The organism is Xanthomonas maliensis (assembly GCF_009192945.1).
In the GTDB taxonomy this organism is placed as follows: domain Bacteria; phylum Pseudomonadota; class Gammaproteobacteria; order Xanthomonadales; family Xanthomonadaceae; genus Xanthomonas; species Xanthomonas maliensis.
The window spans coordinates 1-25,793 of sequence record NZ_NSET01000048.1 but is presented as its reverse complement, the minus strand read 5'-3'; the positions used below and the strand labels follow the sequence as shown (position 1 = coordinate 25,793).

Below are 25,793 nucleotides of genomic sequence, written 5' to 3'. Positions count from 1 at the left end.
TGTCTGCGGTCCAAGGGCTGGGAGACTAAGATTTGCCGAGTGACGCCAGGTGTCAACCAGAACCGCCTCTCCATTGCTGCCGTCACCCGGTGGGCGACTCCCGGCCCACGGCGCGATGCGCGGCCGCGACCCAGCAGGCGCGCCATCGCTGCGGTCGCAGTGCGGGCCGGCAAGCAACCGCCTCAACCGCAACGGGCTGGCCTGCTGCCGAGTCCGGCTGGGATCGCATGCAACTGTGCGTGTAAGACCGGCGCACGGTCCGTTCACCACGTTGCCACTAGCGTGCGCGTGATCGGTCAGTGGAGTAACGGGAATGGACGTGGAGACACGCGTGCGCTTCTATGAAATGCTGCGCCTGGGCATGCCGTGGTGGGAATTCGTGCTGCGCGCGGTGGTGGTTTACATCGTGGTGCTGTTGTTGACCCGCATCACCGGCAAGCGCGCGGTCGGCCAGTCCACGCCATTCGATGTGCTGGTGATCGTGCTGTTGGGCACGGCCGTGCAGAACTCGCTGATCGGCGAGGATGTTTCGCTATTGGGCGGGCTGCTGCTGGCGGCGACCTTGTTGCTGCTCAACTGGCTGGTGGGTGTGGCGACCGCGCGCAGTCGGCGTTTGGACCGCTGGGTGCAGGGCACGCCCGCGCTGCTGGCACGCGACGGACACGTGTTCTGGGAAGAATTGGTGCGCCGCAATGTCAGCTATGCCGACTTCGAGGTCGCCAAGCGCAAGGCCGATTGCCGCGACGATGCCGAGATCGCGATGGCGATCCTGGAAACCTCGGGCGAGATCAGCATTCTCAAGCACCGTTGAAGCGGTGGCGACAGGCCAACGCGCGCCGGTCGCTCGCCGATAGCGCGTTGCTCGCCATGGTTCGGGCGCCGCGGCTGCTTCGGGGCCAGGCCAGCTGCGGATACCAGGCGATCAGGTCGTGCATCGGCGCAGGTGCGCGTCACGCGCGGTTGTCGCCGCATGCCTGCGGCATGCGGCGACAACGCTCAGTCGGCCATGATCTTCTCAGGCGTCATCGGCGTGCTGCGGATGCGCCTGCCGGTGGCGTGGTAGATGGCGTTGCAGACGGCCGCCGAGACGCCAACCAGGCCGATCTCGCCCACGCCCTTTGCGCCCAGGCTGCTGACCACGCGATCGTCCTCGTCGGCAAAAATCACCTCGATATCATGGATGTCGGCATTGGCCGAGACGTGATACAGCGCCAGGTCGTGATTCATGAAGCGGCCAAAGCGGTGATCGGCCTGGGTGAGCTCGTGCAAGGCCTCGCCGATCCCCCAGACCACACCGCCGATGATCTGGCTGCGCGCGGTCTTCAGGTTGAGAATACGTCCGGCGGCAATCGCGCTGACCACGCGGGTGACCCGCACGGTGCCCAGTTCCTCGTCCACCCGCACTTCGACGAACACCGCACTATGGGTGGCACGGGTGTATTTGCGCTGCTTCACGATGTTCGGCAGCAGCAGGAACTTGTCCTCGATCTGGTCCACGCCAGCGTGCGCCAGCAGCGTGGTCAGTGCGATGGCGCTGGCAGGATCGGCCCGCAGCGCCAGCGTGCCATTGGCGAACACCACATCGTCCTCGCCGGCCTTGCCGAAACGCGAATCCGGCAAGTCCTGGGCCATGCGCAGCAGACGTTTGCGCAGCTTGCCGCAGGCGCCGTCCACCGCCGAGCCCACCGTGGTCACATGCGAGGAGCCGCCTTCGATCGGTGCCACCGGCAAGCTGGAATCGCCCAGTTGGAAGCTGACCTGCTCCAACGGCAGGCCAAGCGCTTCGGCAGCAATCATCGTCATGACGGTGTAGGTGCCAGTGCCGATATCGCTGGCCGCGCTGCCGACCACCAGCCGACCATCGGCATGCAGTACGGCGTGGGCGCGCGCGAACATCTGCATCGCATCCCATTGGCCGGTGGCCATGCCCCAGCCGACCCATTCGCGGCCTTCCTTGCGTGCACGCGGTTGCGGCGCCCGCTGCGCCCAGCCGAAGCGCTCGGCGCCCTGTGCGTAGCATTCGCGCAGCGCCTTGCTGGAGAACGGCTTGTCGTCGGCTGGATTGACCTCGGCATAGTTGCGCAGCCGCAGTTCCAACGGATCGATGCCGACCTCGTAGGACAACTCGTCCATCGCCACTTCCAGCGCGTGCACGCCATGGGCCGCGCCGGGGGCACGCATGTCGATCGGGGTGTATTGATCCAGCTCGACCAGCCGATAGCCCAGGTGCACATTGTCGCAGGCATAGAGCTGCCCGCTCCAATTGACCACGACCTCGACGTAGTCTTCGATGCGCGAGGTTTCGGCGATGGCCTCGTGCCAGATCGCCTGCAGGCGTCCGTCGCGATCGGCGCCGAGCTTGAGTCGCTGCACGGTTTCCGGGCGATGCCCGAAGGTGAACATCTGTTGCCGGGTCAGGACCACCCGCACCGACCGGTCCAGCAGGGTGGAGGCCATCACCGCCAGCGCCAGCTGGTATTGCGGTCGCAGTCCAGAACCGAACGCGCCGCCGACATAGGGGTTGCGCACAGTCACCTTGCGCTTGCTCAGGCCGAACACGTGCGAGACATACCAGCGGCTGTTCTGCGAGCCCTGGGTCTTGTCGTAGATGGTGAAGTGTCCGTCGTCATCGCGGATCACCGTGGAGGCGAACAACTCCATCGGGTTATGGTGCTCCACGCCGCTGTAGTAGTCGCCCTGCACCTGGCAGGGGGCGTTGGCGAAGGCCGTGTCCGGATCGCCCTTGTCCTTGGGCGGTGCAGAAAAGCCGGCCTTCAGCGGCTTGGGCTTACGCGCGCGATCCAGGTTGGTCATCAGGTTGGTGTCGTGCGGTTCGGCGGCGTATTCGACCTGCACCAGATGGGCGGCATGCCGCGCGGCTTCGAAGGTGTCGGCGACCACCAGCGCGATTGGCTGACCGCTATAAAGAATGTGGTCGTCGTACAACGGCCGGAACGGCGACCCGGCTGGCGAGGTCATGTCCTTGTAGAACAGGTCCATGCCGCGCATATGCGGACGGTTCTCGTGGGTAATGATCTCCAGCACGCCTGGCACCGCGCGTGCGGCGGCCAGGTCGAAGGCGACGATGCGGCCTTTGGCGATCGCGCTGTTGACCACCACGCCATGGGCCAGATCCGGTACCGGCCACTCGGCCGCATAGCGGGCCTGGCCGGTGACCTTGGCGCGCCCATCGACGCGGCTGACGGCGGTGCCGGTGGGGCGATGGCCGGTGCCGGCATCAGCGCTCGGTGGAGTGAGCGGGGCACTGGCGAGCGAGGCGGGTAGGTGACTCATGGGGTGTCCTCCAGCGTCGTGTCGCCGCCGCGGTTGTCGATGGTGCCTTCGCGGGCCACGTCTAGCGCGCGCACGATGGTGCGATGGGCCAACGGAATCTTGAAAGCGTTTTCGCCTTGCGACTGTGCGCCTTGTAACAACGCATCGGCCAGGGCGGCGAAGTGTTCCGGGGTTGCCGGCTTGCCGATCAGCGCGTCCTCGGCGCTCGGCAGGCGCCAGGGCTTATGCGCCACGCCTCCAACTGCCACGCGCACCGCGCGGACGCTGCCATCGTCGGCCAGGTCGAGCGCAGCAGCGACCGAGACCAGTGCGAAGGCATAGGACAGCCGCTCGCGGATCTTCAGATACGCACTGTGCTTAACGAATCGCTGCGCGTCGGGCAGATCGATGTGCACGATCAACTCGTCCGGTTCCAGCGTGCTGTCGCGTTCTGGATGCGCGCCCGGCAAACGATGGAAGTCGCCAAATGGGATCGTGCGTTCGCCGGCCGGACCGCGCACCTGCACCACCGCGTCCAACGCGGCCAGCGCGACGCACATGTCGGAAGGATGGGTGGCGATGCAATGCTCGCTGGCCCCCAGAATGGCGTTGTACTTGGTCAGCCCGCCGATCGCAGCGCAGCCGCTGCCTGGCGCACGCTTGTTGCAGGGCGTAGCGCGATCGTAGAAGTACATGCAGCGAGTGCGCTGCAACAGATTGCCGCCATTGCTGGCCATGTTGCGGATCTGCGGCGAGGCACCGGCCAGGATGGCCGCGCTCAGCAGTGGATAGCGCGCCTCCACCTGCGGGTGATAGGCGGTGTCGGCATTGCGTGCCAATGCGCCCAGGCGCAGGCCGCCGCCGTCGATGTCGGTGATGGTGTCCAGTGGCAGGCGATTGATGTCCACCAGTTGCCGTGGCCGCATCAACTGCAGCTTCATCAGGTCGGTGAGGTTGGTGCCGCCGGCGATCGGTCGGATGGGCGCCTCGCTCGGCACGGGCTGCGTATCGCCGGTGCGTGGCGCCAAGGCGGCGAGTGCGGCGTCCACGCTGTCCGGGCGGCGATAGTCGAGCGGGATCATGCCGGCACCGTCCCGGGCGTCCACGGCGTGGTGGCGCTCTCGCTGCTGTCGCTGGGGTTGCCGAGCACGTCCATCACCGCATCGGTGATTTGCGGATAGGCGCCGCACCGGCAGATGTTGCCGCTCATCAGCTCGCGGACCTGGTCGCGATTGCAGGCCTTGCCTTCGTTGATCAGCCCCACGGCCGAGCACAGCTGGCCAGGGGTGCAATAGCCGCATTGGAAGGCATCGTGGTCGATGAAGGCGCGTTGCAGCGGATGCAGGTGCTCACCCTCGGCCAGGCCTTCGACGGTGGTGATCTCGGCGCCGTCCTGCATCACTGCTAGGGTCAGGCAACTATTGATGCGACGGCCATCGACCAACACCGTGCAGGCGCCGCACTGGCCGTGGTCGCAGCCCTTCTTGGTGCCGGTGAGATCCAGGCGATCGCGTAGCAGGTCGAGCAGGCTGATCCAGGCTTCCAGTTGCAATTGGTACGCCTGGCCGTTGATGCGCAGGTTCACCGGATAGGTGGCTGGCACGACGGCGGCAGTCGCCGGTGCCGCATCGCGGGCATTGGCGGGCGTGGCATTCATACGAACCCCGTGGCGATGGCTGAGGACAACCCCACAGTGGGCGGCTGCGGGTCAAGGCCAAGTGACCGTTTCAGCAAGATGCTGCGAGGGTGGCCATGGTTGCGTCTGAATGTGGCCTCGCTTGCAATGCACACCGATCATCCAACGCAGGCACGGTGCAGCATCGCTGAAGCCGTCAGCATTGCGCACGCGAGCGTGCCAACGTGTCGCAGCCACTGCGACATTGGCTCGCTATGCTTGTGCGATGGCAACGAGGTGGCAATGAGTCGACGGGCTGGCAGTGCGGATCTTCCCTTGCATGGCGGGCGCGTGCCGCGCTGGCTGGGCGAGCGGATGACGCGATTGGGTGCCGTGATATGCCAGGCCATCGTGCACAGCTATGGTCGCGACGAGCTGCTGCGGCGGCTGGCGCATCCGTTCTGGTTCCAGTCGTTTGGCGCGGTGATGGGCATGGACTGGCATTCGTCTGGCATCACCACCAGCGTCGTCGGTGCGCTCAAGCGCGGCCTGGCGCCGCTGTCCGGCGAGCTGGGAATCCATGTCTGCGGCGGCCGCGGCCGGCATTCGCGGGCGACGCCGGCAGAGCTGTTGGCCATTGGCGAGCGTATCGGCTGCGACGGTGCGGCATTGGCGCAGGCCAGCCGGCTGGTGGCCAAGGTCGACAGCGCTGCGGTGCAGGATGGGTTCGACCTCTATCTGCACAGCTTCATCGTCAGCGACGAGGGACGTTGGGTGGTGGTGCAGCAAGGCATGCACGGCGAGCGCAAGCAGGCGCGCCGCTACCACTGGCTATCGGAGGGGCTGAGCAGCTTCGTCGATGCGCCGCACGCCGCCATCGATGGGCCGCAGCAAGGCAAAATCGTCAATCTTGCCGATCGCCGCGCCGCCGCCGCACGCGATGCGCAGGTGGAATTACTGCGGACCACCGCGCCGGACCAGCTGGCGCGGCAGTGGCAGCGCATCGCCGATGCCATCGCGCCCACGCCGGTGGCGCACCCCACCACTGGCGACCTGTTTGCCGGCCAGGCCTGGGACCCGGCGCAGCAACCGCATCTGTGCATGCCCGATCATCATGAGGTGCGCAGCGACAATGTGATCGCGCGGCGCCTGCATGCCAGCCTGGCCGCGGCTGCAGAGGCCGGTCCCACCGATTTCACTGCCTTGTTGCAGGTGCCTGGGGTCGGCGCCCGCACCTTGCGGTCGCTGGCGATGGTGGCCGAGGTCGTGCACGGGGCACCGTGTCGGTTCAGCGACCCGGCGCGTTTCTCGCTGGCGCACGGCGGCAAGGACCGTCAGCCGTTTCCGGTGCCCACGCGCGTGCTCGATCACACCATCGGCGTGCTCAAGCATGCGATGCAGCAGGCCCGGTTGGGCAACGACGAACGCCTGCAGGCGATTGCGCGGCTGGATGCGCAGGCGCGGCGGCTCGAAGCCAGCGCGCACGGTCCCACCGTGGCGCAGTACATCGCACAGGAGCGTCGCGCTGCGCACCGCTACGGCGGCCGCAGCGTGTTCGGGTGGGAGCCGGCGCCTGCGATGGCGCAGGACGCCGCGCCGACGCGTGCAGGTGTGGGCCGGCGATGAGTCCACGCCAGCATGGCGCCACGACGGTGGCGACCGACGGGCGATGCTTTACCTATGTGTTCCCATGCCAGTGGGAAGATCACTGCAAGATCGGATTCTCGCGCGATCCACTGGGGCGCATCGCCAGCCTGCATCCGCGCTGGTTCGATTTTTTCGATCTGCGGCGCGGTCTGCTGGTGGAAGCCGAACGCGAGCGCGATGCACGCGATCTGGAGCTGCAGTTGCGCCGCCCGCTGCGCGCGCACAACGCGCCGGCCCCCATGGCGATCCGGGTGGCGGCCGGTGGGCAAACCGAGTGGTTCCGTGGTGCCGGCGATGCGCTGGCGCTGGCCGTGGCCGGCTTGCAGGCGCAGGGCTATCGTGTGTTTGCGCTGCACGATTGGTTGCAGGCCGCAATGGCGCAGAGGATCGACCGGCTGCACGATTGGTCGGCCGTGCAGCTGAGCCCGGACGAGCTGGACGGCTTGACCGGCCCAACACCGGCGCAACGCACGCTACGTGATCTACTCGATGGTTACCGGGCATTGGATCTGCCGCTGCAGGCACATCTGCCTGAGCGGGTCTGGGCGTGGTATCAGCGCAACGGATGAGCGTGTTGCCGGCGTCTTGACGCAGCGCAGTCCAGCATCGTTGCCGTTCTTCAGGAGATGCCGGATGCAGAGCGCACAACTGACACTGACCGAGGCCTTCAAGGTGCTGTTCTCGCTACATCAGGTGCAGGCGGCCGAAATGGTGATCGCGCCTGGCGATGGAGAGGGTGGGCCGGACAACCGTCATCGCGGCTGCGACCAGTGGCTCTACGTGGTGGATGGCAGCGGTACGGCGAACGTCGATGGACAGTCCCATTCGTTGCGGCCCGGCAGTCTGATTGCCATCGAGCGCGGTCAGACACACGAGATCCGCAACACCGGCCAGACGCCGTTGAAGACAGTGAACTTCTACCACCCGCCAGCCTACGATGAACACGGCGAGCCCTTGCCGGCCGGTGAATCCTGACCTGATCGTCAACGACGACGTTGCTGCTGTCGCAACTGGCAGTGCAAGTCGAACGCAATGAGGCAGTCAACGACAGGTGAGCCTTGTGCCGACTCTGGATTGACACGGTATTTGCTACACCGGTCGGCATTCATGCACCGGGAGTTTCCCATGCCAGAAGCCAAGACCCGCCGCGCTGTCGCCAAGGACAAGCGCGAAGGAAAGTCTGCCAACACGCAGGCCGGCGAATACGTCAAGGAAGAGATCGAACGCGTGCGCAAGGGTGCGCATGGCGTCAAGACCACCAAGCAGGCGATTGCGATCGGCTTGTCCAAAGCGCGTCGCGACGGCATCAAGGCATCGCCTTCCGCCTCCGCGTCCAAGGCGACCAAGAAGAAGGTCGCGCAGGATGCCGCCGCGGCCAAATCCGACAAGCCGACCTCGCCCACCCGCGCAGCCGGTGCGAAAAAGGCGCTCAAGACCGCGAGCAGGAACACCACTGCCAACAAGACGGTCGGCAAGCGGGCGTTGTCGACACAGACCCGGCAGGCCGCGCAACAGCGCACGGCCAGCGATCGCTCGGCGGCTGCGAAGAAGGCTGCCAAGACCAAGGGCCCAGCCGTGCGCAAGGCAGCGGCGAAGAAGGCGGCGGCGACACGCAAGCGTGCGGGGCACGACAGTCAGGCCTGACACGGCAGTCGCTGCTGCGCACGTCGGTGCAGCCGGCAACCATGGCGCATGGGCTGCGGCGTGTCAGCCGCAGGCAGGCGCCGATACGGTGATGCGCGGCTGGTGCCGCACGTGCAGATGGGGGCGCAACCATGCCGCGCATGCCGCTGCGTCCAGCTCCATTTGCGCGGCCGGGGCGGATCGAAGGCGGTCAGCTCGATGCAGTCCGAGGTCTCCAGTGCAGACAGTTCGTCGCCCTTACACAGGCGCAGGCGAGCCAGCAGTTCCTTGTGCAGGGTGACCTCGGCGGATTTTTGGTGATTGAGGGCTGCAAGTCGCAGAATGAGCGGCTCAGCAAGCCGATCTCGCTTGCTGCGACCGATCGGTGTACAAATGTACACCTTGTCACGCCGGTCCAGTCCGCCCATGCCCCTTCTGTCTCCCCAACGCGCCGCGGTGCTGGCCTATCTGCAGGAGCGCGCTCGCGTCGGCGTGGCGCCCAGCCTGGCTGAGATTGCGCAGGCCTTCGGGTTTGCTTCGCGCAATGCGGCGCAAAAGCATGTGCAGGCGCTGGCCGACGCCGGCTTGATCGAGCTGCTGCCCAATCAGAAACGTGGCATCCGGGTGCCGGGCAGTCCCACCCCCGATGCCTTGCTGGCCTTGCCGGTGCTGGGCCGGGTCGCGGCGGGCCTGCCGATCGGGGCGGACATCGGCCTGGACCGCCAGCTGTGGCTGGACCGTGGCCTGTTCGCGCTGCGCCCGGACTACCTGCTGCAGGTGCAGGGCGACTCGATGATCGACGACGGCATCCTGGATGGCGACCTGGTCGGCGTGCATCGCAGCAACGAAGCGCGCGATGGCCAGATCGTGGTGGCACGGGTGGATGGCGAAATCACCATCAAACGGTTGGAGCGCGGTGCCGAACGCATCCGGCTGCTGCCGCGCAATCGCGCGCACGCGCCGATCGTGGTGGCGGCCGATGCCGACTTCGCGATCGAAGGGCTCTACTGCGGCCTGATCCGGCAGGGCTGAGATGGCAGCCGAACCGGCCCACGGTGCACAGGCAGGGGGCGCAGCGCTGGCTTTGCCGCTGGATGCCTTGCTGGCGGCACGCACGGTCTGGCGCGCTGGCCATGGCACCGCCACGGCCAATGGCGGCGAACCCAGCGGGCATGCCGCGCTGGACGCGGTGTTGCCCGATGGCGGCTGGCCGCGGCGGGCGCTGACCGAATTGCTGCTGCCTGCCCATGGCGTGGGCGAGCTGGCGCTGCTGCTGCCCACGCTGGCGCGCATGACGGCCGCTGGCAGCCGGGTGGTGCTGGTCGCGCCGCCCTTCATTCCCTACGCTCCGGCCTGGCAGGCGGGTGGGGTGGTGCTGGCGCAACTGGAAGTGGTCCAGGCCGACCCGCGCGATGCCTTGTGGGCGTTCGAACAATGCCTGCGCAGCGGCGCCTGCGCGGCGGTGCTGGGGTGGCCGCAGACGGGCGATGCGCGTGCGCTGCGGCGGTTGCAGGTGGCCGCCGACAGCGGCAATTGCTGCGCGTTCGCGCTGCGCGATCGCCGGCATGCGGTCAATGCATCGCCGGCGGCGTTGCGGCTGGAGTTTCTGCCCGAGCGCGCGGCCTGGCAGGTGCGCAAGTGCCGCGGTGGCCAGTTGCCGGCGCAGCCGCTGCAACTGGCGCATTGAGGCGCGCGCATGCTGTGGGCCTGCATATTGCTGCCGCAACTGGCGCTGGACGCTGTCCTGCGGCGGCTGGACGACCCGGCGCCGCCGCTGGCGCTGGTGGAAGGGCCGGCGCAACTGCGCAGCCTGCATGCGGTCAATGCTGCGGCTGCAGCGGCCGGTTTGAAGCCGGGGATGCGGCTGTCGGCAGCGCAGGCCTTGCTGGCGCACCTGCGCATGCACGACTACGACCCGCAGGACGAGGCGCGCCAGCAGCGTTTCCTGGCGGCATGGGCCTACCGGCATAGTTCGCTGGTGAGTCGGCAATGGCCGCGCGCCATCGTGCTGGAGGCCGGGGCCAGTTTCCGCTTGTTCGGTCCCTGGCCGCGCTTCGAGCGCCGCCTGCGCGAGGAGCTGCAGGCGCAGGGATTCCAGCACCGGCTCGCGCTGGCACCGACTCCCCGCGCCGCGCGCGTGCTGGCCGGGCTGCGCGATGGCATGGCGGTGACCGAGTCGGCCGCGTTGTCGCAGGTGCTGGACAAGGTGCCGGTGCGCCGCGCCGCACTTCCCGACGACGCTGGGCAACGCCTGCAGCACATGGGCGTGCGTACCTTGGCAGCGGTGCGCGCGCTGCCGCGCGATGGGGTGCGGCGGCGATTCGGCGCAGCGCTGCTGGAACACCTGGATCGCCTGTACGGCCAGGCCGACGATCCGCTGGAGTGCTACGCGCCGCCGGACCACTTTGACCAACGGGTGGAGCTGGGCTACGAGGTGGAGGCGCATCCGGCACTGCTGTTCCCGCTGCGGCGCTTGATCGGCGACCTGTGCACTTATCTGTCCATCCGCGATGGTGGCGTGCAGCGCTTCGTGCTGCGGCTGGAGCATGAAGAAGGCGCCACCAATGTCGAGGTCGGCCTGCTGACGCCCGAGCGCGCACCGGCCTTGCTGTTCGAACTGGCGCGCAACCGGCTGGAGCGGTTGGAGATTCCGCGGCCGGTGGTGGCCATGCGTCTGCTGGCCACGCGCCTGCCGCCATTCGTGCCGGCCATGCGCGATCTGTTCGATCAACGCGCACAGCAGGCGGTGGATTGGCCGCAGCTGCGCGAGCGCCTGCGGGCACGCTTGGGCGATGCCGCGGTCTACCGGGTGCTGCCGGCCGACGACCCGCGGCCCGAACGCGCCTGGCAGTGCGCCATCGGCGATGCGTTGCGCGAGGTCCGCGCGCCCGCGCGCGCGCCGCGTCCGACCTGGTTGCTGCCGCAGCCGGTGCCCTTGCACGATCCGCAGCTGCGCGTGCTGTCCGGGCCGGAGCGGCTGGAAAGCGGCTGGTGGGACGACGCCGAGGCACGCCGCGACTATTACGTGGTCGAGACCGGGCGTGGTCGGCGCGGTTGGGCCTTCGTCGCCCCGGGGCAGCGCGATGGCTGGATGCTGCATGGGTGGTTCGCATGAACATCAGCGCAGCGGATCTGGTGCGGTCCCGTGCAGCGGCGGCTGGCGTGGGCACGGCCAGCTGCCAGCGGGCGAGCCCTGCGCCGACGCCACGCCTGGAGCTGCACGCAGCGCGCATCGGCGCAGCGATCGCGCTGGGTCGTCTGCACGACGGCAGAGACGGCAGATGAGCTGGGACGACGCCATCGACGGGGTGGATCGCGACACTCCCGGCGGACGCATGCCGCGTGCCTGGAACGTGGCAGCGCGCCTGCGCGCAGCCAACGACGACATCGTCCACGCCGGTGCCGACGATGGCCTGCCGGCGTATGCCGAGCTGCATTGCCTGTCGGACTTCGCATTCCTGCGCGGGGCGTCCAGCGCCGAGCAGTTGTTCGCCCGCGCCCAGCACTGCGGCTACAGCGCGCTGGCGATCACCGACGAATGCTCGCTGGCCGGCATCGTGCGCGGCCTGGAAGCATCGCGCGCCACCGGTGTGCGGCTGATCGTCGGCAGCGAGTTTGCGCTGGTCGATGGCACACGCTTCGTGCTGCTGGTGGAAAACGCCCATGGCTATCCGCGCTTGTGCGAACTGATCACCAACGCCCGGCGCGCGGCCGGCAAGGGCAGTTATCGCCTGGAACGGACGCAGGTGCAGGCGCTGTTCGGTGCCGACCCGGACGGCGTGTTCGCGTTGTGGCTGCCCGGTGCCGTGCCGCTGGCCGAGCAGGGTGCCTGGTTGCGCAGCGTCTTCGGCGAGCGCGCCTTCCTGGCGGTGGAACTGCACCGCGAACAGGACGATGCCGCCCGCCTGCAGCAACTGCAGACGCTGGCGCGGCAGCTGGGGCTCACTGCGCTGGCCAGCGGCGACGTGCACATGGCCGAGCGCCGCGAGCGGGTGGTGCAGGACACCTTGACCGCCATCCGTCATGGCCTGCCGCTGGCCGAGTGCGGTGCGCATCTGTTCCGCAATGGCGAGCGGCATCTGCGCACGCGGCGGGCGTTGGGCAATATCTATCCGCAGGCGCTGCTGGAGGCGACGGTGGCGTTGGCACGACGCTGCTGCTTCGACCTGTCCAAGATCAGCTACCGCTATCCCAAAGAACTGGTGCCCGACGGCCATACGCCCACCAGCTATCTGCGCCAGCTCACCGAGGCAGGCATCCGCGAACGCTGGCCGAATGGTGTCTCGACCAAGGTGCGCCAGGATATCGAAAAGGAGCTCGCGCTGATCGCACTCAAGCAGTACGAGGCGTTCTTCCTGACCGTGCACGACGTGGTGCGGTTTGCGCGCTCCCAGCGGATTCTCTGCCAGGGGCGGGGGTCCTCGGCCAATTCGGCGGTGTGCTACGCGCTGGGCATCACCGCGGTCAATCCCGACGAGACCCGGTTGCTGATGGCACGCTTCCTGTCCGAGAAACGCGACGAGCCTCCCGACATCGACGTCGATTTCGAGCACGAACGGCGCGAGGAAGTGTTGCAATACGTCTACAGCAAGTATGGCCGCGAGCGTGCCGCGCTGGCGGCCACGGTGATCTGCTACCGCGGCAAGAGCGCGGTGCGCGACGTGGCCAAGGCCTTCGGCCTGCCGCCGGACCAGATCGCGCTGCTGGCCAACTGCTATGGCTGGGGCAATGGCGATACGCCGATGGAGCAGCGCATCGAAGAGGCCGGCTTCGATCTGGCCAATCCGTTGATCAACAAGATCCTGCAGGTGACCGAGCATCTGCGCGATCATCCGCGCCATCTGTCGCAGCATGTCGGCGGTTTCGTCATTTCCGACGCGCCCTTGTCGCTACTGGTGCCGGTGGAAAACGCCGCGATGGCCGATCGCACCATCATTCAGTGGGACAAGGACGATCTGGAAACCATGAAGCTGCTCAAGGTCGACTGCCTGGCCTTGGGCATGCTGACCTGCATCCGCAAGACGCTGGAGCTGGTGCGTGGGCACCGTGGTCGCGACTGCTCCATCGCCTCGCTGCCCGGCGACGACGCTGCCACCTACAAGATGATCCAGCGCGCCGACACAGTGGGCGTGTTCCAGATCGAATCGCGCGCACAGATGGCGATGCTGCCGCGGCTCAAGCCGGCAAAGTTCTACGACCTGGTGGTGGAAGTGGCGATCGTGCGGCCCGGCCCGATCCAGGGCGACATGGTGCACCCGTATCTGCGCAGGCGGCAGGGCCGCGAGGAAGTGAGCTATCCATCGGCCGAAGTGGAAGACATCCTCAAGCCGACGCTGGGCGTGCCCTTGTTCCAGGAGCAGGTGATGGAACTGCTGATGCATGCGGCCGAATACAGCGAAAGCGAGGCCGATCATCTGCGGCGCTCGATGGCCGCCTGGCGGCGGGGTGGCGACATGGAACAGCATCGCGAACGGGTGCGCGAGCGGATGCAGAAAAAAGGCTATGCCTCCACCTTCATCGACCAGATCTTCGAGCAGATCAAGGGCTTCGGTTCTTACGGGTTTCCGCAGAGCCACGCGGCCTCGTTCGCCAAGCTGGTGTATGCCAGCTGTTGGCTCAAACGCCACGAGCCGGCCGCCTTCGCCTGCGGTCTGCTCAACGCACAGCCGATGGGCTTCTATTCGCCCAGTCAGATCGTGCAGGACGCACGTCGCGGCAGCCCGGAGCGCCAGCCGGTGGAGGTGTTGCCGGTGGACGTGTTGCACAGCGCCTGGGACAACACCCTGGTTGGCGGCCGCCCCTGGCGCAGCGCCGACGATCCCGGCGAGCAGCCGGCCATCCGGCTGGGGATGCGGCAGATCAGTGGCCTGTCGCAGGTGGTGGCCGAGCGCATCGTCGCCGCGCGCGCGCAGCGACGCTTTGCCGATATCGCCGACCTGTGCCAGCGCGCCGCGCTCGACGAGAAGGCACGGCTGGCGTTGGCTGAAGCCGGCGCCCTGCAAGGCCTGGTCGGCAATCGCAATGCCGCGCGCTGGGCGGTGGCGGGCATCGAAGCGCGGCGGCCGCTGCTGCCGGGCAGCCCGGCCGAGCGCACGGTGGAGTTGCCTGCGCCGCATGCGGGCGAGGAGATCCTGGCCGACTATCGCGCGGTGGGGCTGAGCCTGCGCCAGCATCCGATGGCGCTGCTGCGCCCGCAGATGGCGCAACGGCGCATCCTGGGCCTGCGCGACCTGCGCGGCCGTCGCCATGGCAGCGGCGTGCACGTGGCCGGCCTGGTCACCCAGCGCCAGCGTCCGGCCACCGCCAAGGGCACCATCTTCGTCACCCTCGAAGACGAGCACGGCATGATCAATGTCATCGTCTGGGCGCACCTGGCCCTGCGCCGCCGCCGTCCGCTGCTGGAGTCGCGGCTGCTCGCCGTGCGCGGACGCTGGGAACGGGTGGACGACGTCGAGCATCTCATTGCTGGCGACCTCTACGACCTGAGCAGCCTGCTGGGCGACATGCAGCTGCCGTCGCGAGACTTTCATTAGCGCATTGCATAGCGGCTGTTGGGCTGGAGTCGCGCGCTTCGGAGGCCGAGACGGGAGCCGTTGCTGCGGGCGCGTGTGGTCCCGTGACCTCGGGTCTGTCGCCGGCCGGCTTGCAGACCCCAGCGCTGGTCGAGGTCCTCGATTGTGTCGGACATGACAAATGCATCGGTGTCACGCGCCCATCCCGGCGATCATGGCGCGCTTGAACCACGGTTTGAACGTGCTTTTCGCGTTCGAACACCATGCCTGCGCCACCCATGTCCGGAGCACGCGAGTGCCACCCCTCAGCGTGCCAAGCAGTGGTAGGGCTCGCTTTGCGCTGCTGGCCCAGCGCCCGGGAGCCGGCAGGCGTGTCGCAGCGGGCGCAGGCGCGACGCTTCCGCATCGCCTGCCAAGCGGTCTGTGTTGCATCATAAGCGCCCCCCAGGGCCATGCCGGCCCGCTCCTGACCCACGAGGCGACCATGAAGTTGGAGGATTTGTTCGAGCAGTTGCACACCTTGCCCACCGTGCCCAAGGTGGCGCAGGACCTGATCCGTCAGTTCGACGATCCCAACACCAATATCGATACGCTGGCGCACAGCATCGAGCGCGACCCGGTGATCGCCGCCAAGGTGCTGCGGCTGGCCAATTCGGCGCGCTTCCATGGCCTGCGCGACTCCACCAGCGTGGAAGACGCAGCCATGCGGCTGGGGTTCAATACCTTGCGCACGCTGGTGCTGGCTTCGGCGATGACCGGCGCGTTCCGCGCTGGCGAGGGCTTCGATCTCAAGGCCTTCTGGCGGCATAGTTTCGAGGTGGCCGGCATCTGCCGGCTGCTGGCGCGCCAACATGGGGTCGATGCGGAGACTGCGTATACCTGCGGCATGATGCACAACATCGGCGAGCTGCTGATCCAGTCCGGCGCGCCCGAATACGCCAGCCGCATCAACCACGAAACCACCTCCGCTGGCCATGCGGCTGAAGAAACCCTGCAACTGGGCTTCGGCTATCCGGAAGTCGGCGCCGAGCTGGTACGCCGCTGGCAGCTGCCTGCGGTGATCCAGGAAGCCATTGCCTACCAGGTGCGTCCTGCGGCCGCGCCGGCGGGCGCGCGGATGCCGTTGCTGGTCGCCCAGGCGGTGCAGGTTTCCGATGCCTTGCACGCGCATGGCGGCGCCACCGCCGCGGCGCAGGAGTCCGTACGCGGGCCGCTGATGCAAGGTGTGGATCTGGACGTGCTGTTCGCGGCGCTGCCGGAGGTCATCGAGGCCGATCGCGCGTTCGCCGAACTGCTGCACTGAGCCTCTGCGGTCCCCAATCCATCGCCTGGGCAATGGGTTGGGGACTCTCCCGATGGCATGGATCGTTTGCTCGCAGCCTGGCGATGTGAGCGGCGGCAGGTTTGTCAGTCATGCGGTTGGCCGTGCCGCAAGCGCTGACGCCGCTGTAGCCTGCGTGGACTGTCGTGATCTCCATGCCAGCGGGGTTGTTGGCGGCCAATCGCGGCCAGTGTGAGCGATCGTTGCCGGCCGCCTCAGTGGTCAAGACGTGGGCGAGGCCCTGCGCAAGCGCTATCTGCCGCGCACATTGCTTCATCGATCCAAGCGACGTATCGCGATATACGGACGTTGTAGGCCATCTGCCCATAGAAGCCAGCCTCCAGAGCGTGCTCTGGAACCGCTGAGATCCAGGATGCCAGTCCGATCAGCTGCCAATTGCGCTGTGCCTGCACAACCACCGGGCCACCGCTGTCGCCGCTTCCCAGCATGCCTTCCAGCGGCAGGCCATGCCCCGGGGGATCGAATCGGTACCACAGGTAACGGGCATTGGCTCCGGTGATGGCGTTGTAGGCCCGCCTCAGCGCGCCACGATGCGGAGCATCGGGACGCTGCCCATGGTCACCGTCACCTATAGCCCCTTTTCCCACCAGCATGGCGACTTGGGTGACTTCGTCATTCCCGCGATACAGCATCACGGGTGCAACCCGCTCCACTGGCGATTGCAGTTCGATCAAGGCGATGTCGTCCGAGTTCGCCAGAAAGGCATGGATGTTGGAAGGATCGCCGGACTTCAGCGCCTCCTGCGCGAGCGCATCCGGCATCGGCCTGTAGCCGGGATGGACCAGAACGCGCGCAATTTTGTAGGCATTTCCATTGACGGTCACTTCTGCAGCCATGCCTTGCATGGGAGCCGCGTGAGCGGCGGTGACGACCCATCTCGGCGCGATGAGAACACCATGTCCTTCGCCAGGCAGGTCGGCCAGCGCCGGAAATTCCGCGCCGTCGATCCGATACTTCGAATCGTCGACATCACCACGAATAACCACGCCTTGCGCCGCAAACGACATGCCGAGAAAGGCAAGAAAGAGCCATCGACCCATGTGCTGTTACTCCGTAGATGCGTTGAGCTGATGAGGTGTCCGCAACATGCTGCGAATGCTTCCGCAACATAGCGGGCAGTCTTCAATCCGGAAACCGGCATCTGACGAAGCCAGGTGGAATGCGACGAACGCCTGGAAACGACGACTCAAAAGCTCTTGCGTTTGCCTGGTATGACACTGCCGTTCCTCAGTCAGGCACAGACATCGCGGCGCGGCGCATTGCTTCGTAGCGCCGACAGGCCCATGCATCAACGGCGCCGGGCGCGCCGACGGCGCAGCCACCACACGGGTACGCTGACCAGCGCCGCAAGCAACAGCACACCGACGCTCGCCAGCACGCTCATGCGAACCGCGACGCCGTGTTGGAACACCGGGTCTGCGCCAGTGCCATCCAGCGTGTACACCACGACCGTATCGCCAAGTTTGCCGAAATCCTCGCGCCCGCCTGCGGCAATGGCGACGTATTGCCTGCCTGCCACCGCATACACCGCCGGTGTCGCGTTGCCGCCGGCGGGGAGCTTGCTATCCCAGCGCGGCGTTCCAGTCGCAGTCTCAAAACGCACGCAGGCGTAAATCTTCGGCAGCGGCAATGAAGGTCAGCCCGCCGGCGGTGGTCACCGCGCCGCCCAGCAGTGGCATGCCGACGTTGAGGGGCAGCCACGGCAGCCGCTCTTCCAACGAGCCTAACGGGCGCTCCCAGGCCACGCTGCGCGTTCGCAGGTCCACCGCCACCAGCTTGCCCCACGGCGGCGCCACGCAGGGAGTGCCATTGGGCGAGAGCAACGCGCCGCGGCGCAAGCCATAGGGGGGGCCTCCATGCCGTTGAAGTCCTGTCGCGGGAAGTTCTTTTCGTTCTTCCAGTCGAAACGCTCACGCGGGATCAATGCCATCTGCATCGGCAGGTCCATCACCGGCAGGATCGCCAGCTGCCGCTGCGGATCGATCGCAATGCCGCCCCAGTTCACCCCGCCAGCCCAGCCGGGCGAGGCGATCGTTCCGCGCACGCTGGGTGGGGTGAAGATGCCTTCCGAACGCAGGCCGCCAATCAATGCCTGGCAGGCGCTGCGTTCGCTCGGCGTCGGGCCCCACGCATCGGCCGCAGTCAGCGCGGCCATCTTGGCCAGGCGCAGCGCGGGCTCCGGCATGGGCTGGGTGGGCGAGGCCTGTTCGCCAGGTACGTCGGAGGCCGGCACCGGTACTTCGCTGATTGGGAACACCGGCACGCCGGTACGCCGATCGAAGGCGAACAGGAATCCGGTCTTGGTCGCCTGCAGCACCGCATCGCGTGGACCCTGCGCGGTCTGCAACGTGACCAGCGCCGGTTGCGACGCCAGGTCGTAATCCCACAGGTCGTGATGGATCAGCTGCTGTGCCCAGATGCGGCGACCGGTTTTCACGTCCAGCGCCACCAGTGAATTGGCATCGCGGTTGTCGCCGAGGCGCTGGCCACCGTAGAAATCCGGGCTGGCCGAACCGGCGGGCACCTAGACCAGGCCCAGCGCCGGGTCCACCGACAGCGGGGGCCAGGCATTGGCCGCGCCGACGGTGGCAGCCTGGTCGGCCTGCCAGCCGCTGGCGCGCGGATCGTCCGGTCGGCGCGGCACCGGATCCCAGCGCCACAGCTCGCGGCCGCTACGCACGTCATAGCCGCGGACCACGCCCTGTTCCTCGTGGTGGGCGCGGTTGTCACCGATCGAGCTGCCGGTGACCAGCACGTCGCCAGCAATCACTGGTGGCGACGTCACCGCATAGTTGCTCCAGTTCGAATCCTCCTGCTGCGGAATGTAGATGCCCTGGCGCAGGTCGACGCTGCCGTTCTGGCCGAACGCGGCGCAGGGCTTGCCATCGCGCGCATCCACCGCCAGCAACCGCGCATCCAGGGTGCCCAGCACGATGCGCTCGGCGCAGACGGCGTCGGTCGGCGCCTGTGGGTCGCGCCAGTAGCTGACCCCGCGTGCGGCGGGGTCGCTATAGCGTTTGTTGCGGGACACTTTGGGGTCAAAGGTCCACAACTTGGCCCCGGTGGCCGCATCCAGGGCGAACACGATGTTGGTGCCGGTGGTGAGGTACATGCGCCCATCGATGACCAACGGATTGACCTCGAACCGCATCCGCTGCGGGTCGGGCAGCCCGGCGCCCCGTTCGCCCGTGTGGAAGGACCAGGCGACCTTGAGCCGGCCGACGTTGTCCGGGGTGATCTGGGTCAATGGCGAATACTGGCCGCCCCCGGGGGCGCCGCCGTAGTACGCCCAGTTCCCTTCGGCTGCCACGCTGGCGCTCGCCAGCAGTGTCAGCATCAGCCCCGTCACCGCAGTGCTCCATTCCCGCATATCCGGTTCCAATGGTTTGGTGAGCGCCAGTCTGGGCACCGCCATTCACTCTTCGCCACCGCGATGGGACCATTCGCCGGATTTCTGCGACCAAAAACCGGGGAAATCGGTGACGAATGCGGGGGCGGTCAGGCCGCCACGACGGCATGGCGGCTTGTTCGCGCGACCCGAAAGCAGGCCGTGGAGCAGGTGTTCGGCACGCTCAAGACGTGGCTGGGCACGACGCCGCTGCTGACCAAGACGCTTCCGAAAATCAGAATGACGATCCGCTTGGCCGGGTTGGCCCGCCACATGAGGGGCATGATGGAAATCGCCGGATGCAGCGCATGCTGCGTGATCATGACCTGAGGTTCGACCTGCGGTGCGACATCGCAAACGCCCGATGGGGCGCTCCGAAGACCACGCATGATGGCTGCCGCGGTCCAGCTCACCCGCCACAGCAGGCACACTGTCACGCCGCGCCGCAGCTGGACGTGCCTGGGCGTAGGCGCTAGCGTTGTCGGGATTTTTTGCCACAGGGGATCCCCATGAGCCAAGACGCGCAGCCGCGCCAGCTCACCTTCCGCGCCGTCGTGCTGGCCATCGTGCTGGCGGTGGTGCTCTCGGCCGCCAATGCGTATCTGGGCCTGTTCGCCGGCCTGACCATCGCCACCGCGATTCCGGCGGCGGTGGTGTCGATGGGCGTGCTGCGCTTGCTGGGCGGCGGCACCATCCTGGAAAACAACATCGTCCAAACCGGCGCCTCGGCCGGTTCGTCGATCGCCGCGGGAGTGATCTTCACCATCCCGGCGCTGGTCATCATGGGCTACTGGCCGGACTTCAAATATTGGTGGGTGCTGGGCATCGCCGGCATGGGCGGCTTGCTGGGCGTGCTGTTCTCGGTGCCGCTGCGGCGCTCGATGATCGTCGAGGACCCGCTGCCGTTTCCCGAAGGCAAGGCGGCGGCCGAGGTGCTCAAGGCCGGCGAGAATCCCGGCCCGGGCCTGAAGATCCTGGCGCTGTCCGGCGCGATCGGTGCGCTGGTCAAGCTGGGCGCGGCCAGCGGCCTGCGGCTGATTCCCGACACCTGGGCGCAGGCCAGCTATGTCGGCAGCAGCCGCCTGGTCGCCTATCTGGGTACCAATCTGTCGCCGGCGTTGCTGGGCGTGGGCTATATCGTCGGTTTGAACGTCGGCATCGTGGTGCTGTCCGGGTCGATCCTGTCCTGGCACATCGCCATCCCGCTGTACCAGCAGTTCTTCATGGGCAGCGATCCGGACCTGGCGCAAAGTCTGGTCGGTGCGTCGGCGGCCGACGCGGCGTTCGGCATCTGGGGCGCGAAGATCCGCTACCTCGGCGTCGGTGCAATGTTGATCGGCGGTGTCTGGACGCTGTTCTCGTTGCGCAAGTCGCTGCTGTCCGGCGTCAAGAGCGGCTTTGCCGCAGCCCGCAAGGGCAGTGCCGGCGTGGTGGCGCACACCGAGCGCGACCTGCCGATGAAGTGGATGCTGGTGGCGCTGGTGGCGTGCACGCTACCGCTGCTGGGCCTGTACCAGGCCATCGTGCAGCAATGGCACGTGTCGATCCCGATGACCATCATCATGATCGTTGCCGGTTTCCTGTTCGTGTCGGTGTCCGGCTACCTGGCCGGCTTGATCGGCTCGTCCAACAACCCGGTGTCGGGCATCACCATCTCCACCATCCTGTTCGCCTCGGCGGTGCTGGTGCTGCTGCTCGGCAAGAGCGGGCTGGTGCCGGTGGGGATCAGCGCTGCACCGTTGGGCGCGGTCGCGGCGATCATGATCGGCGCGGTGGTGTGTTGCGCGGCGGCGGTGGGCGGCGACAACTTGCAGGATCTCAAGGCCGGTTATCTGGTCGGCGCCACGCCGTGGAAGCAGCAGCTGATGCTGGGCATTGGCGCGTTCTCCTGCGCGCTGATCATGGCGCCGGTGTTGAACCTGCTGGCGAGCGCCTATGGCATCGGCCCGGCCACGCCACAGCACCCCAACTCGCTGGGCGCCCCGCAGGCCACGCTGATGGCCTCGGTGGCCAAGGGCCTGTTCGGCGGGCAGTTGCCGTGGTCGATGATCGCCATCGGTGCCGGTGTGGGTGCGGCCATCATTGCGCTGGACGAATGGTTGAAGAAGGCCGGCAAGCGCTTCCGCGTGCCGGTATTGGCGGCGGCGATCGGCATCTACCTGCCGCTGGAGTTGATGGTGCCGATCTTCCTGGGCGGGCTGCTGGCGCATCTGGTGGAACGTTTCCACAAGATCCGTGCCGACGATGAGGAAGGCCGCGACCGCGTGCATCGTCCTGGCGTGTTGTTCGCGGCCGGCTTGATCACCGGCGAGGCATTGATGGGCATCGCCATTGCGGTGCCGATCGTGCTGTCCAGCCGTGCCGATGTGCTGGCGCTCCCGGCCAGCCTGCAGCTCAATCAGTGGGTGGGGCTGGCCATTCTTGCGCTGGTCGGCTGGCTGCTCTATCGCGTCGGCAAGCGCGGCGAACGCGCTGCCTGAGCCGCAGGACGGGTGCGGCCCTGCAGATGCAAGGCCGCCACCTGATGCATCGAGTGCCAGGCTTCCCCGGGAGGCTGCACGCCGTGCATGTCCCTGAGGGTCGCGCATGGCGCAGCCGGCGCGGGATCGGCAGCCGATCAACGCGAGATCGCTGGATGCACGCCTGCGTTGGGCGACAGTCCACGGCAGCGTCGTGGTCGACACGGCGCGCATGCGTCTGCCGGCAGGCAACGCAGCCAATGGCTGCCGAGGTCACACGATCGCGATCCAGCGCACGCTTCCATGGCTGCCAGCGCGGATCGCGGCCGGTGGCCATCGGCGCGTCCCTGTGCGCTGCATGCGTGCTGACAATGCTTGCGCACGGCAGTCTTTGCAGGCTCAGGCGGCTTGAATGCCCACGTGCTTCTATCGCAGTGGGGCTAGCCGCGAGTGCATGCGCTGTCGATGTCGTCGCACGCCTGACGCGACCTGCGTCTGATGGCGCGTCCGATCGCCGCCAACTTTGCGCGGAATTTACGCGTCACCCCAAGCGGATGCATAGCGATTTTATAGAGCTGGTCTCTATGGTGACGCCTCCTGCAGCTTGCTGCGCCAGGAGCCCTGTCCGCTGTCCACCTTCGCCGTGCGTCCGCAACGCAGCTTCGTTTGCGCGCGGTGATCGCTGATCCGACACACTGCGGTGCCGCATGTGCTGGACGCATCGCACTCCCTCCGCCCTCACGCCTGATGCCATTGCATCGCGTGTCTGCCATTTCGCTTCATCGCATGCTCGCCTGCCGTTTGGCGGCGCAGCGCATCGTCAAGGAATCCATCCCAATGCCGCTTGCCTCATCCCGCATTGCCCCGCGTGCCCTGCATGGATCGCTCGCCCTGGTGCTCACTGGTCTGCTGTGCAGCCTGGCGTCCACGGCGCACGCGCAGGACGCCTCCACCGCCTCGCTCTGTACCGACCGTCCCACCAAGGCCAATCTCACCTGCACGGTGCCGGCGGGAGCGTGGCAACTGGAAACCGATATCGGCAATTTCACCCGCGACAGCCAGCCGGCCACGCGCACCGAGCTGTCGTACTTCACCAACCCCACGCTCAAATACGGTGTCAGCGACCGCATCGACCTGCAGCTCAACTGGTCGCCGCAGGTGCAGTTGAAGACCACCGATCGGGCAACCGGCGCGCGCACCAGCCTCAGCGGCGGCGGCGATCTCTACTTGCGCATGAAGACGCGCGTGTTCGAAAGCGACACCGCCAGTGTCGCGCTGCTGCCATTCGTCAAGGCACCCACCGCGCGCACCGGGCTGGGTAACGATACTTGGGAGGGCGGGCTGGCCATGCCGATCGGGGTGGTGTTGCCGGACAGCTTTGCACTGACCTTCGGCCCGGAAGTGGATTGGCTGGCCGACAGCGATGGCAGCGGCAAGCACGCGGCCTTCGTCGGTCTGGTCAATCTGTCGCGTCCGCTGACGTCCAAGCTGTCGATGGCGGTGGAACTGTGGTCCTCGGTCAATCGCGATCCGGCCCGCACCATCACCCAGGCCTCGGCCGACGTGGCGGTGACCTATCTGCTCAATCCGCTGCTGCAGCTGGACGTGGGCAGCAACGTTGGCCTCAACGACCGCACGCCAGACGTGCAGCTGTATCTGGGGCTGTCGCATCGGTTCTGACGGCAGGCCTGCCCGCGTACGCTGCACTGCGGCAGGGCAGGCATGACTTCATGCCTTTGCGCCGCGTTGCCGGCAGCCCCTACCATCGGCGTTTTGCCGTTGCCGGAGAACCCGATGAAGCTTCGTTACGCTGCGCTGCCCCTGTGCCTGCTGGCCGCCCTGCCATCGCTTGCCGCTGCGCGCGGCTTCGATGTGCGCGACATGGTGGCGTTGGAACGCGTGTCGTCCCCCACGCTCAGCACCGACGGCAGCGTGCTGGTGTTCGCCAAGCGTCAGGCCAAGACGGCCAACGGCAAGCCGGCGACCGGCCTGTGGGTGCGCAACCTGCGCACCCGCGATGCCGCGCCGCCCAGGCAGCTGACCCCGGACGGTTGGAACGTCAACAGCCCGGCGCTGTCGCCCGATGGCAACACGGTGTACTTCCTCAGCAGCAAGTCCGGTAGCCAGCAGCTGTATGCGCAGCCGCTGGCTGGCGGCGCCCCGCGCCAGCTGACCGCCTTCGCGGTGGACGTGGACAGCTACAAGCTGTCGCCGGACGGCAAGCGTCTGGCTTTCAGCGCCGGCGTGTTCCAGGCCTGCGGCTCGGATCTGGGCTGCACCAAGAGCAAGCTGGCCGCGGCCAAGAATGCCAAGGCCAGCGGCGTGGTGTTCGATCAACTGTTCGTGCGGCATTGGGACACCTGGAACGATGGCCGTCGCAACACCTTGTTCGTCGCCGACCTGCCTGCCGCCGGTGCCAAGCCGGTGGTCGGTGCCTCGGCCATCAGCGCCACCCTGGACGGCGATGCGCCGTCCAAGCCGTTCGGCGGCAACGACGACTACACCTGGTCGCCCGATGGCGCCAGCGTGGTGGCCAGCATTCGCCTGCCGCGGCCGTTTGGGGCAGCTGCCGGCAAGGGGGCGCCGACCGGCAACGACGAACCCTGGCAGACCAACTTCGACCTGTATCGCCTGGATGCCAGCGGCAAGGCCGCACCGGTCAACCTGACCGCCTCCAATCCCGCATGGGATGCCGGCCCAGTGTTCAGCGCCGACGGCAAGACGCTGTACTACCGCGCGATGCGGCGGCCGGGTTTCGAGGCCGATCGCTTCGGCCTGATGGCGATGGACGTGGCCAGCGGCAAGACCCGCGAGATCGCGCCCACGTGGGATCGCTCGGCCGGCGAGATCGTGCTGAGCGAGGACGGCAACAGCCTGTACACCAGCGCCGATGATCTGGGCGAGCATCCGTTATTCAAGATCGACATCGCCACCGGCGCGGCGACCAAGCTGGTGGGCGAGGGCAGCGTGCATGCACCGACGCAAGCCGGCGGCACCCTGGCATTCACCCGCAATTCGCTCAGGAGCGGCGACCAGGTGTTCGTCAGCGATGCGCAAGGCCAGGGCCTGCGCGCGATCACGCAGAGCGCGGGCGAGTTGTTGCCGGACGTGCAGTTCGGCGACTACGAGCAGTTCCAGTTCAAGGGCTGGAACAACGACACCGTCTATGGCTACGTGGTCAAGCCGTACAACTACCAGCAAGGCAAGACCTATCCGGTGGCCTTCCTCGTCCACGGCGGTCCGCAGGGCAGCTTCGGCAATGGCTGGAGCAACCGCTGGAATCCGCAGACCTATGCCGGGCAGGGCTATGCGGTGGTGATGATCGACTTCCACGGCTCCACCGGTTACGGCCAGGCGTTCACCGATGCGATCAGCCAGCACTGGGGCGACCGCCCGCTGGAAGATCTGCAGAAGGGCTGGGCCGCGGCGCAGAAGCAATACGGCTTCCTCAATGGCGACAAGGCCTGTGCATTGGGCGCCAGCTATGGCGGCTACATGGTCTACTGGATGGCAGGCAACTGGAATCAACCATGGAAGTGCCTGGTCGACCACGACGGCGTGTTCGACAACCGCACCATGGGCTATGCCACAGAGGAACTCTGGTTCAGCGAGTGGGAAAATGGCGGCACGCCGTGGCAGAACCCGGCCGGCTACGAGAAGTTCAACCCGGTGCTTCACGTGGACAAGTGGAAGGTGCCGATGCTGGTCATCCACGGTCAGCTGGATTTCCGCATCCCGGTCGAGCAGGGCCTGGCCGCGTTCACCGCGCTGCAGCGCAAGGGCATCGAGTCCAAGTTCCTGTATTTCCCCGATGAGAACCACTGGGTGCTGAAGCCGGACAACAGCGTGCTCTGGCACGACACCGTCAATGCTTGGTTGAAGCAGCATATCGGCCAGTAGGAGCAGCTAACAAAACGACTGCGCAGCCGCCAGG

The 25,793-nt window shown here is 67.1% G+C and carries 19 protein-coding genes and 2 pseudogenes; 14 read left to right on the top strand and 7 right to left on the bottom strand.

Annotation, left to right across the window (positions count from 1 at the left end):
- The first annotated feature begins 313 nt into the window (after positions 1 to 313).
- Positions 314 to 811: a DUF421 domain-containing protein gene (locus tag CKY51_RS15085; RefSeq protein ID WP_031340985.1), complete on the top strand. Its 498-nt coding sequence runs from the start codon at positions 314 to 316 to the stop codon at positions 809 to 811.
- 185 nt (positions 812 to 996) lie between these two features.
- Here CKY51_RS15085 and CKY51_RS15080 read toward each other — a convergent pair whose 3' ends face one another.
- Genes CKY51_RS15080 through CKY51_RS15070 form a run of 3 tightly spaced genes read right to left on the bottom strand, consistent with a single transcriptional unit; the run spans position 997 to position 4,930 of the window.
- Entirely contained in the window at positions 997 to 3,294 is a 2,298-nt protein-coding gene (locus tag CKY51_RS15080; RefSeq protein ID WP_152249460.1) for a xanthine dehydrogenase family protein molybdopterin-binding subunit, read from the bottom strand.
- Positions 3,291 to 4,379 (bottom strand): FAD binding domain-containing protein, encoded by a 1,089-nt coding sequence (locus tag CKY51_RS15075; RefSeq protein WP_022974560.1) that lies wholly within the window; start codon positions 4,377 to 4,379, stop codon positions 3,291 to 3,293. Before CKY51_RS15075 ends, CKY51_RS15080 begins: the two co-directional genes overlap by 4 nt.
- Positions 4,352 to 4,930, bottom strand: coding sequence for a (2Fe-2S)-binding protein (locus CKY51_RS15070; RefSeq protein ID WP_022974559.1), 579 nt, complete (start codon positions 4,928 to 4,930; stop codon positions 4,352 to 4,354). Before CKY51_RS15070 ends, CKY51_RS15075 begins: the two co-directional genes overlap by 28 nt.
- Positions 4,931 to 5,191: 261 nt before the next feature.
- Between CKY51_RS15070 and CKY51_RS15065 the strand changes: the two genes are divergently transcribed.
- From CKY51_RS15065 to CKY51_RS15050, 4 genes are all read left to right on the top strand, one after another.
- Positions 5,192 to 6,514, top strand: coding sequence for a DUF763 domain-containing protein (locus CKY51_RS15065; RefSeq protein ID WP_031340983.1), 1,323 nt, complete (start codon positions 5,192 to 5,194; stop codon positions 6,512 to 6,514).
- Positions 6,511 to 7,104, top strand: coding sequence for a GIY-YIG nuclease family protein (locus tag CKY51_RS15060; protein WP_022974557.1), 594 nt, complete (start codon positions 6,511 to 6,513; stop codon positions 7,102 to 7,104). Before CKY51_RS15065 ends, CKY51_RS15060 begins: the two co-directional genes overlap by 4 nt.
- 64 nt (positions 7,105 to 7,168) lie before the next feature.
- Positions 7,169 to 7,510 carry a cupin domain-containing protein gene (locus CKY51_RS15055; RefSeq protein ID WP_022974556.1) on the top strand — a complete coding sequence of 114 codons (342 nt, stop codon included), beginning with the start codon at positions 7,169 to 7,171 and terminating at the stop codon, positions 7,508 to 7,510.
- A gap of 150 nt (positions 7,511 to 7,660) precedes the next feature.
- Positions 7,661 to 8,179: a DUF6496 domain-containing protein gene (locus CKY51_RS15050; protein WP_022974555.1), complete on the top strand. Its 519-nt coding sequence runs from the start codon at positions 7,661 to 7,663 to the stop codon at positions 8,177 to 8,179.
- Between the two features lie 176 nt (positions 8,180 to 8,355).
- Here the strand turns inward: CKY51_RS15050 and CKY51_RS15045 are convergent.
- Positions 8,356 to 8,499, bottom strand: a pseudogene (locus tag CKY51_RS15045) (AbrB/MazE/SpoVT family DNA-binding domain-containing protein); the annotation flags it as partial.
- Positions 8,500 to 8,584: 85 nt separating this feature from the next.
- On the opposite strand from CKY51_RS15045, the gene lexA reads away from it, so the two are divergent.
- The 5 genes from lexA to CKY51_RS15020 all read left to right on the top strand — a co-directional run bounded on the left by lexA (position 8,585) and on the right by CKY51_RS15020 (position 15,973).
- Positions 8,585 to 9,190, top strand: a complete 606-nt coding sequence (gene lexA / locus CKY51_RS15040) for a transcriptional repressor LexA (protein ID WP_031340981.1) — start codon at positions 8,585 to 8,587, stop codon at positions 9,188 to 9,190.
- Position 9,191: 1 nt separating this feature from the next.
- Positions 9,192 to 9,845 (top strand): translesion DNA synthesis-associated protein ImuA, encoded by a 654-nt coding sequence (gene imuA, locus CKY51_RS15035; RefSeq protein ID WP_022974552.1) that lies wholly within the window; start codon positions 9,192 to 9,194, stop codon positions 9,843 to 9,845.
- A 9-nt stretch (positions 9,846 to 9,854) separates the two neighbouring features.
- Positions 9,855 to 11,273 (top strand): Y-family DNA polymerase, encoded by a 1,419-nt coding sequence (locus CKY51_RS15030; RefSeq protein WP_022974551.1) that lies wholly within the window; start codon positions 9,855 to 9,857, stop codon positions 11,271 to 11,273.
- A 166-nt stretch (positions 11,274 to 11,439) separates the two neighbouring features.
- Positions 11,440 to 14,691 (top strand): error-prone DNA polymerase, encoded by a 3,252-nt coding sequence (locus CKY51_RS15025; protein ID WP_170292337.1) that lies wholly within the window; start codon positions 11,440 to 11,442, stop codon positions 14,689 to 14,691.
- A gap of 463 nt (positions 14,692 to 15,154) precedes the next feature.
- On the top strand, positions 15,155 to 15,973 hold the full coding sequence (locus tag CKY51_RS15020; RefSeq protein WP_022974547.1) for an HDOD domain-containing protein: 819 nt from the start codon (positions 15,155 to 15,157) through the stop codon (positions 15,971 to 15,973).
- Between the two features lie 233 nt (positions 15,974 to 16,206).
- Here CKY51_RS15020 and CKY51_RS15015 read toward each other — a convergent pair whose 3' ends face one another.
- The 3 genes and pseudogenes from CKY51_RS15015 to CKY51_RS23030 all read right to left on the bottom strand — a co-directional run bounded on the left by CKY51_RS15015 (position 16,207) and on the right by CKY51_RS23030 (position 19,349).
- Positions 16,207 to 17,052 (bottom strand): trypsin-like serine protease, encoded by an 846-nt coding sequence (locus CKY51_RS15015; RefSeq protein ID WP_152249459.1) that lies wholly within the window; start codon positions 17,050 to 17,052, stop codon positions 16,207 to 16,209.
- 248 nt (positions 17,053 to 17,300) lie between these two features.
- Positions 17,301 to 17,615: a hypothetical protein gene (locus CKY51_RS22745; protein ID WP_238319593.1), complete on the bottom strand. Its 315-nt coding sequence runs from the start codon at positions 17,613 to 17,615 to the stop codon at positions 17,301 to 17,303.
- Positions 17,605 to 19,349: pseudogene (locus tag CKY51_RS23030) on the bottom strand (pyrroloquinoline quinone-dependent dehydrogenase). Before CKY51_RS23030 ends, CKY51_RS22745 begins: the two are co-directional and overlap by 11 nt.
- 96 nt (positions 19,350 to 19,445) lie before the next feature.
- On the opposite strand from CKY51_RS23030, the gene CKY51_RS15005 reads away from it, so the two are divergent.
- The 4 genes from CKY51_RS15005 (at position 19,446) to CKY51_RS14990 (ending at position 25,759) form a co-directional block, all read left to right on the top strand.
- Positions 19,446 to 19,730 (top strand): hypothetical protein, encoded by a 285-nt coding sequence (locus CKY51_RS15005; protein ID WP_152249458.1) that lies wholly within the window; start codon positions 19,446 to 19,448, stop codon positions 19,728 to 19,730.
- A gap of 179 nt (positions 19,731 to 19,909) precedes the next feature.
- Positions 19,910 to 21,880: an OPT family oligopeptide transporter gene (locus CKY51_RS15000; RefSeq protein ID WP_022974544.1), complete on the top strand. Its 1,971-nt coding sequence runs from the start codon at positions 19,910 to 19,912 to the stop codon at positions 21,878 to 21,880.
- An 816-nt stretch (positions 21,881 to 22,696) separates the two neighbouring features.
- Positions 22,697 to 23,539 carry a transporter gene (locus CKY51_RS14995; RefSeq protein ID WP_031340977.1) on the top strand — a complete coding sequence of 281 codons (843 nt, stop codon included), beginning with the start codon at positions 22,697 to 22,699 and terminating at the stop codon, positions 23,537 to 23,539.
- Between the two features lie 114 nt (positions 23,540 to 23,653).
- Complete coding sequence (locus CKY51_RS14990; RefSeq protein WP_152249457.1) at positions 23,654 to 25,759, top strand: S9 family peptidase; 2,106 nt, start codon at positions 23,654 to 23,656, stop codon at positions 25,757 to 25,759.
- Positions 25,760 to 25,793: the final 34 nt, after the last annotated feature.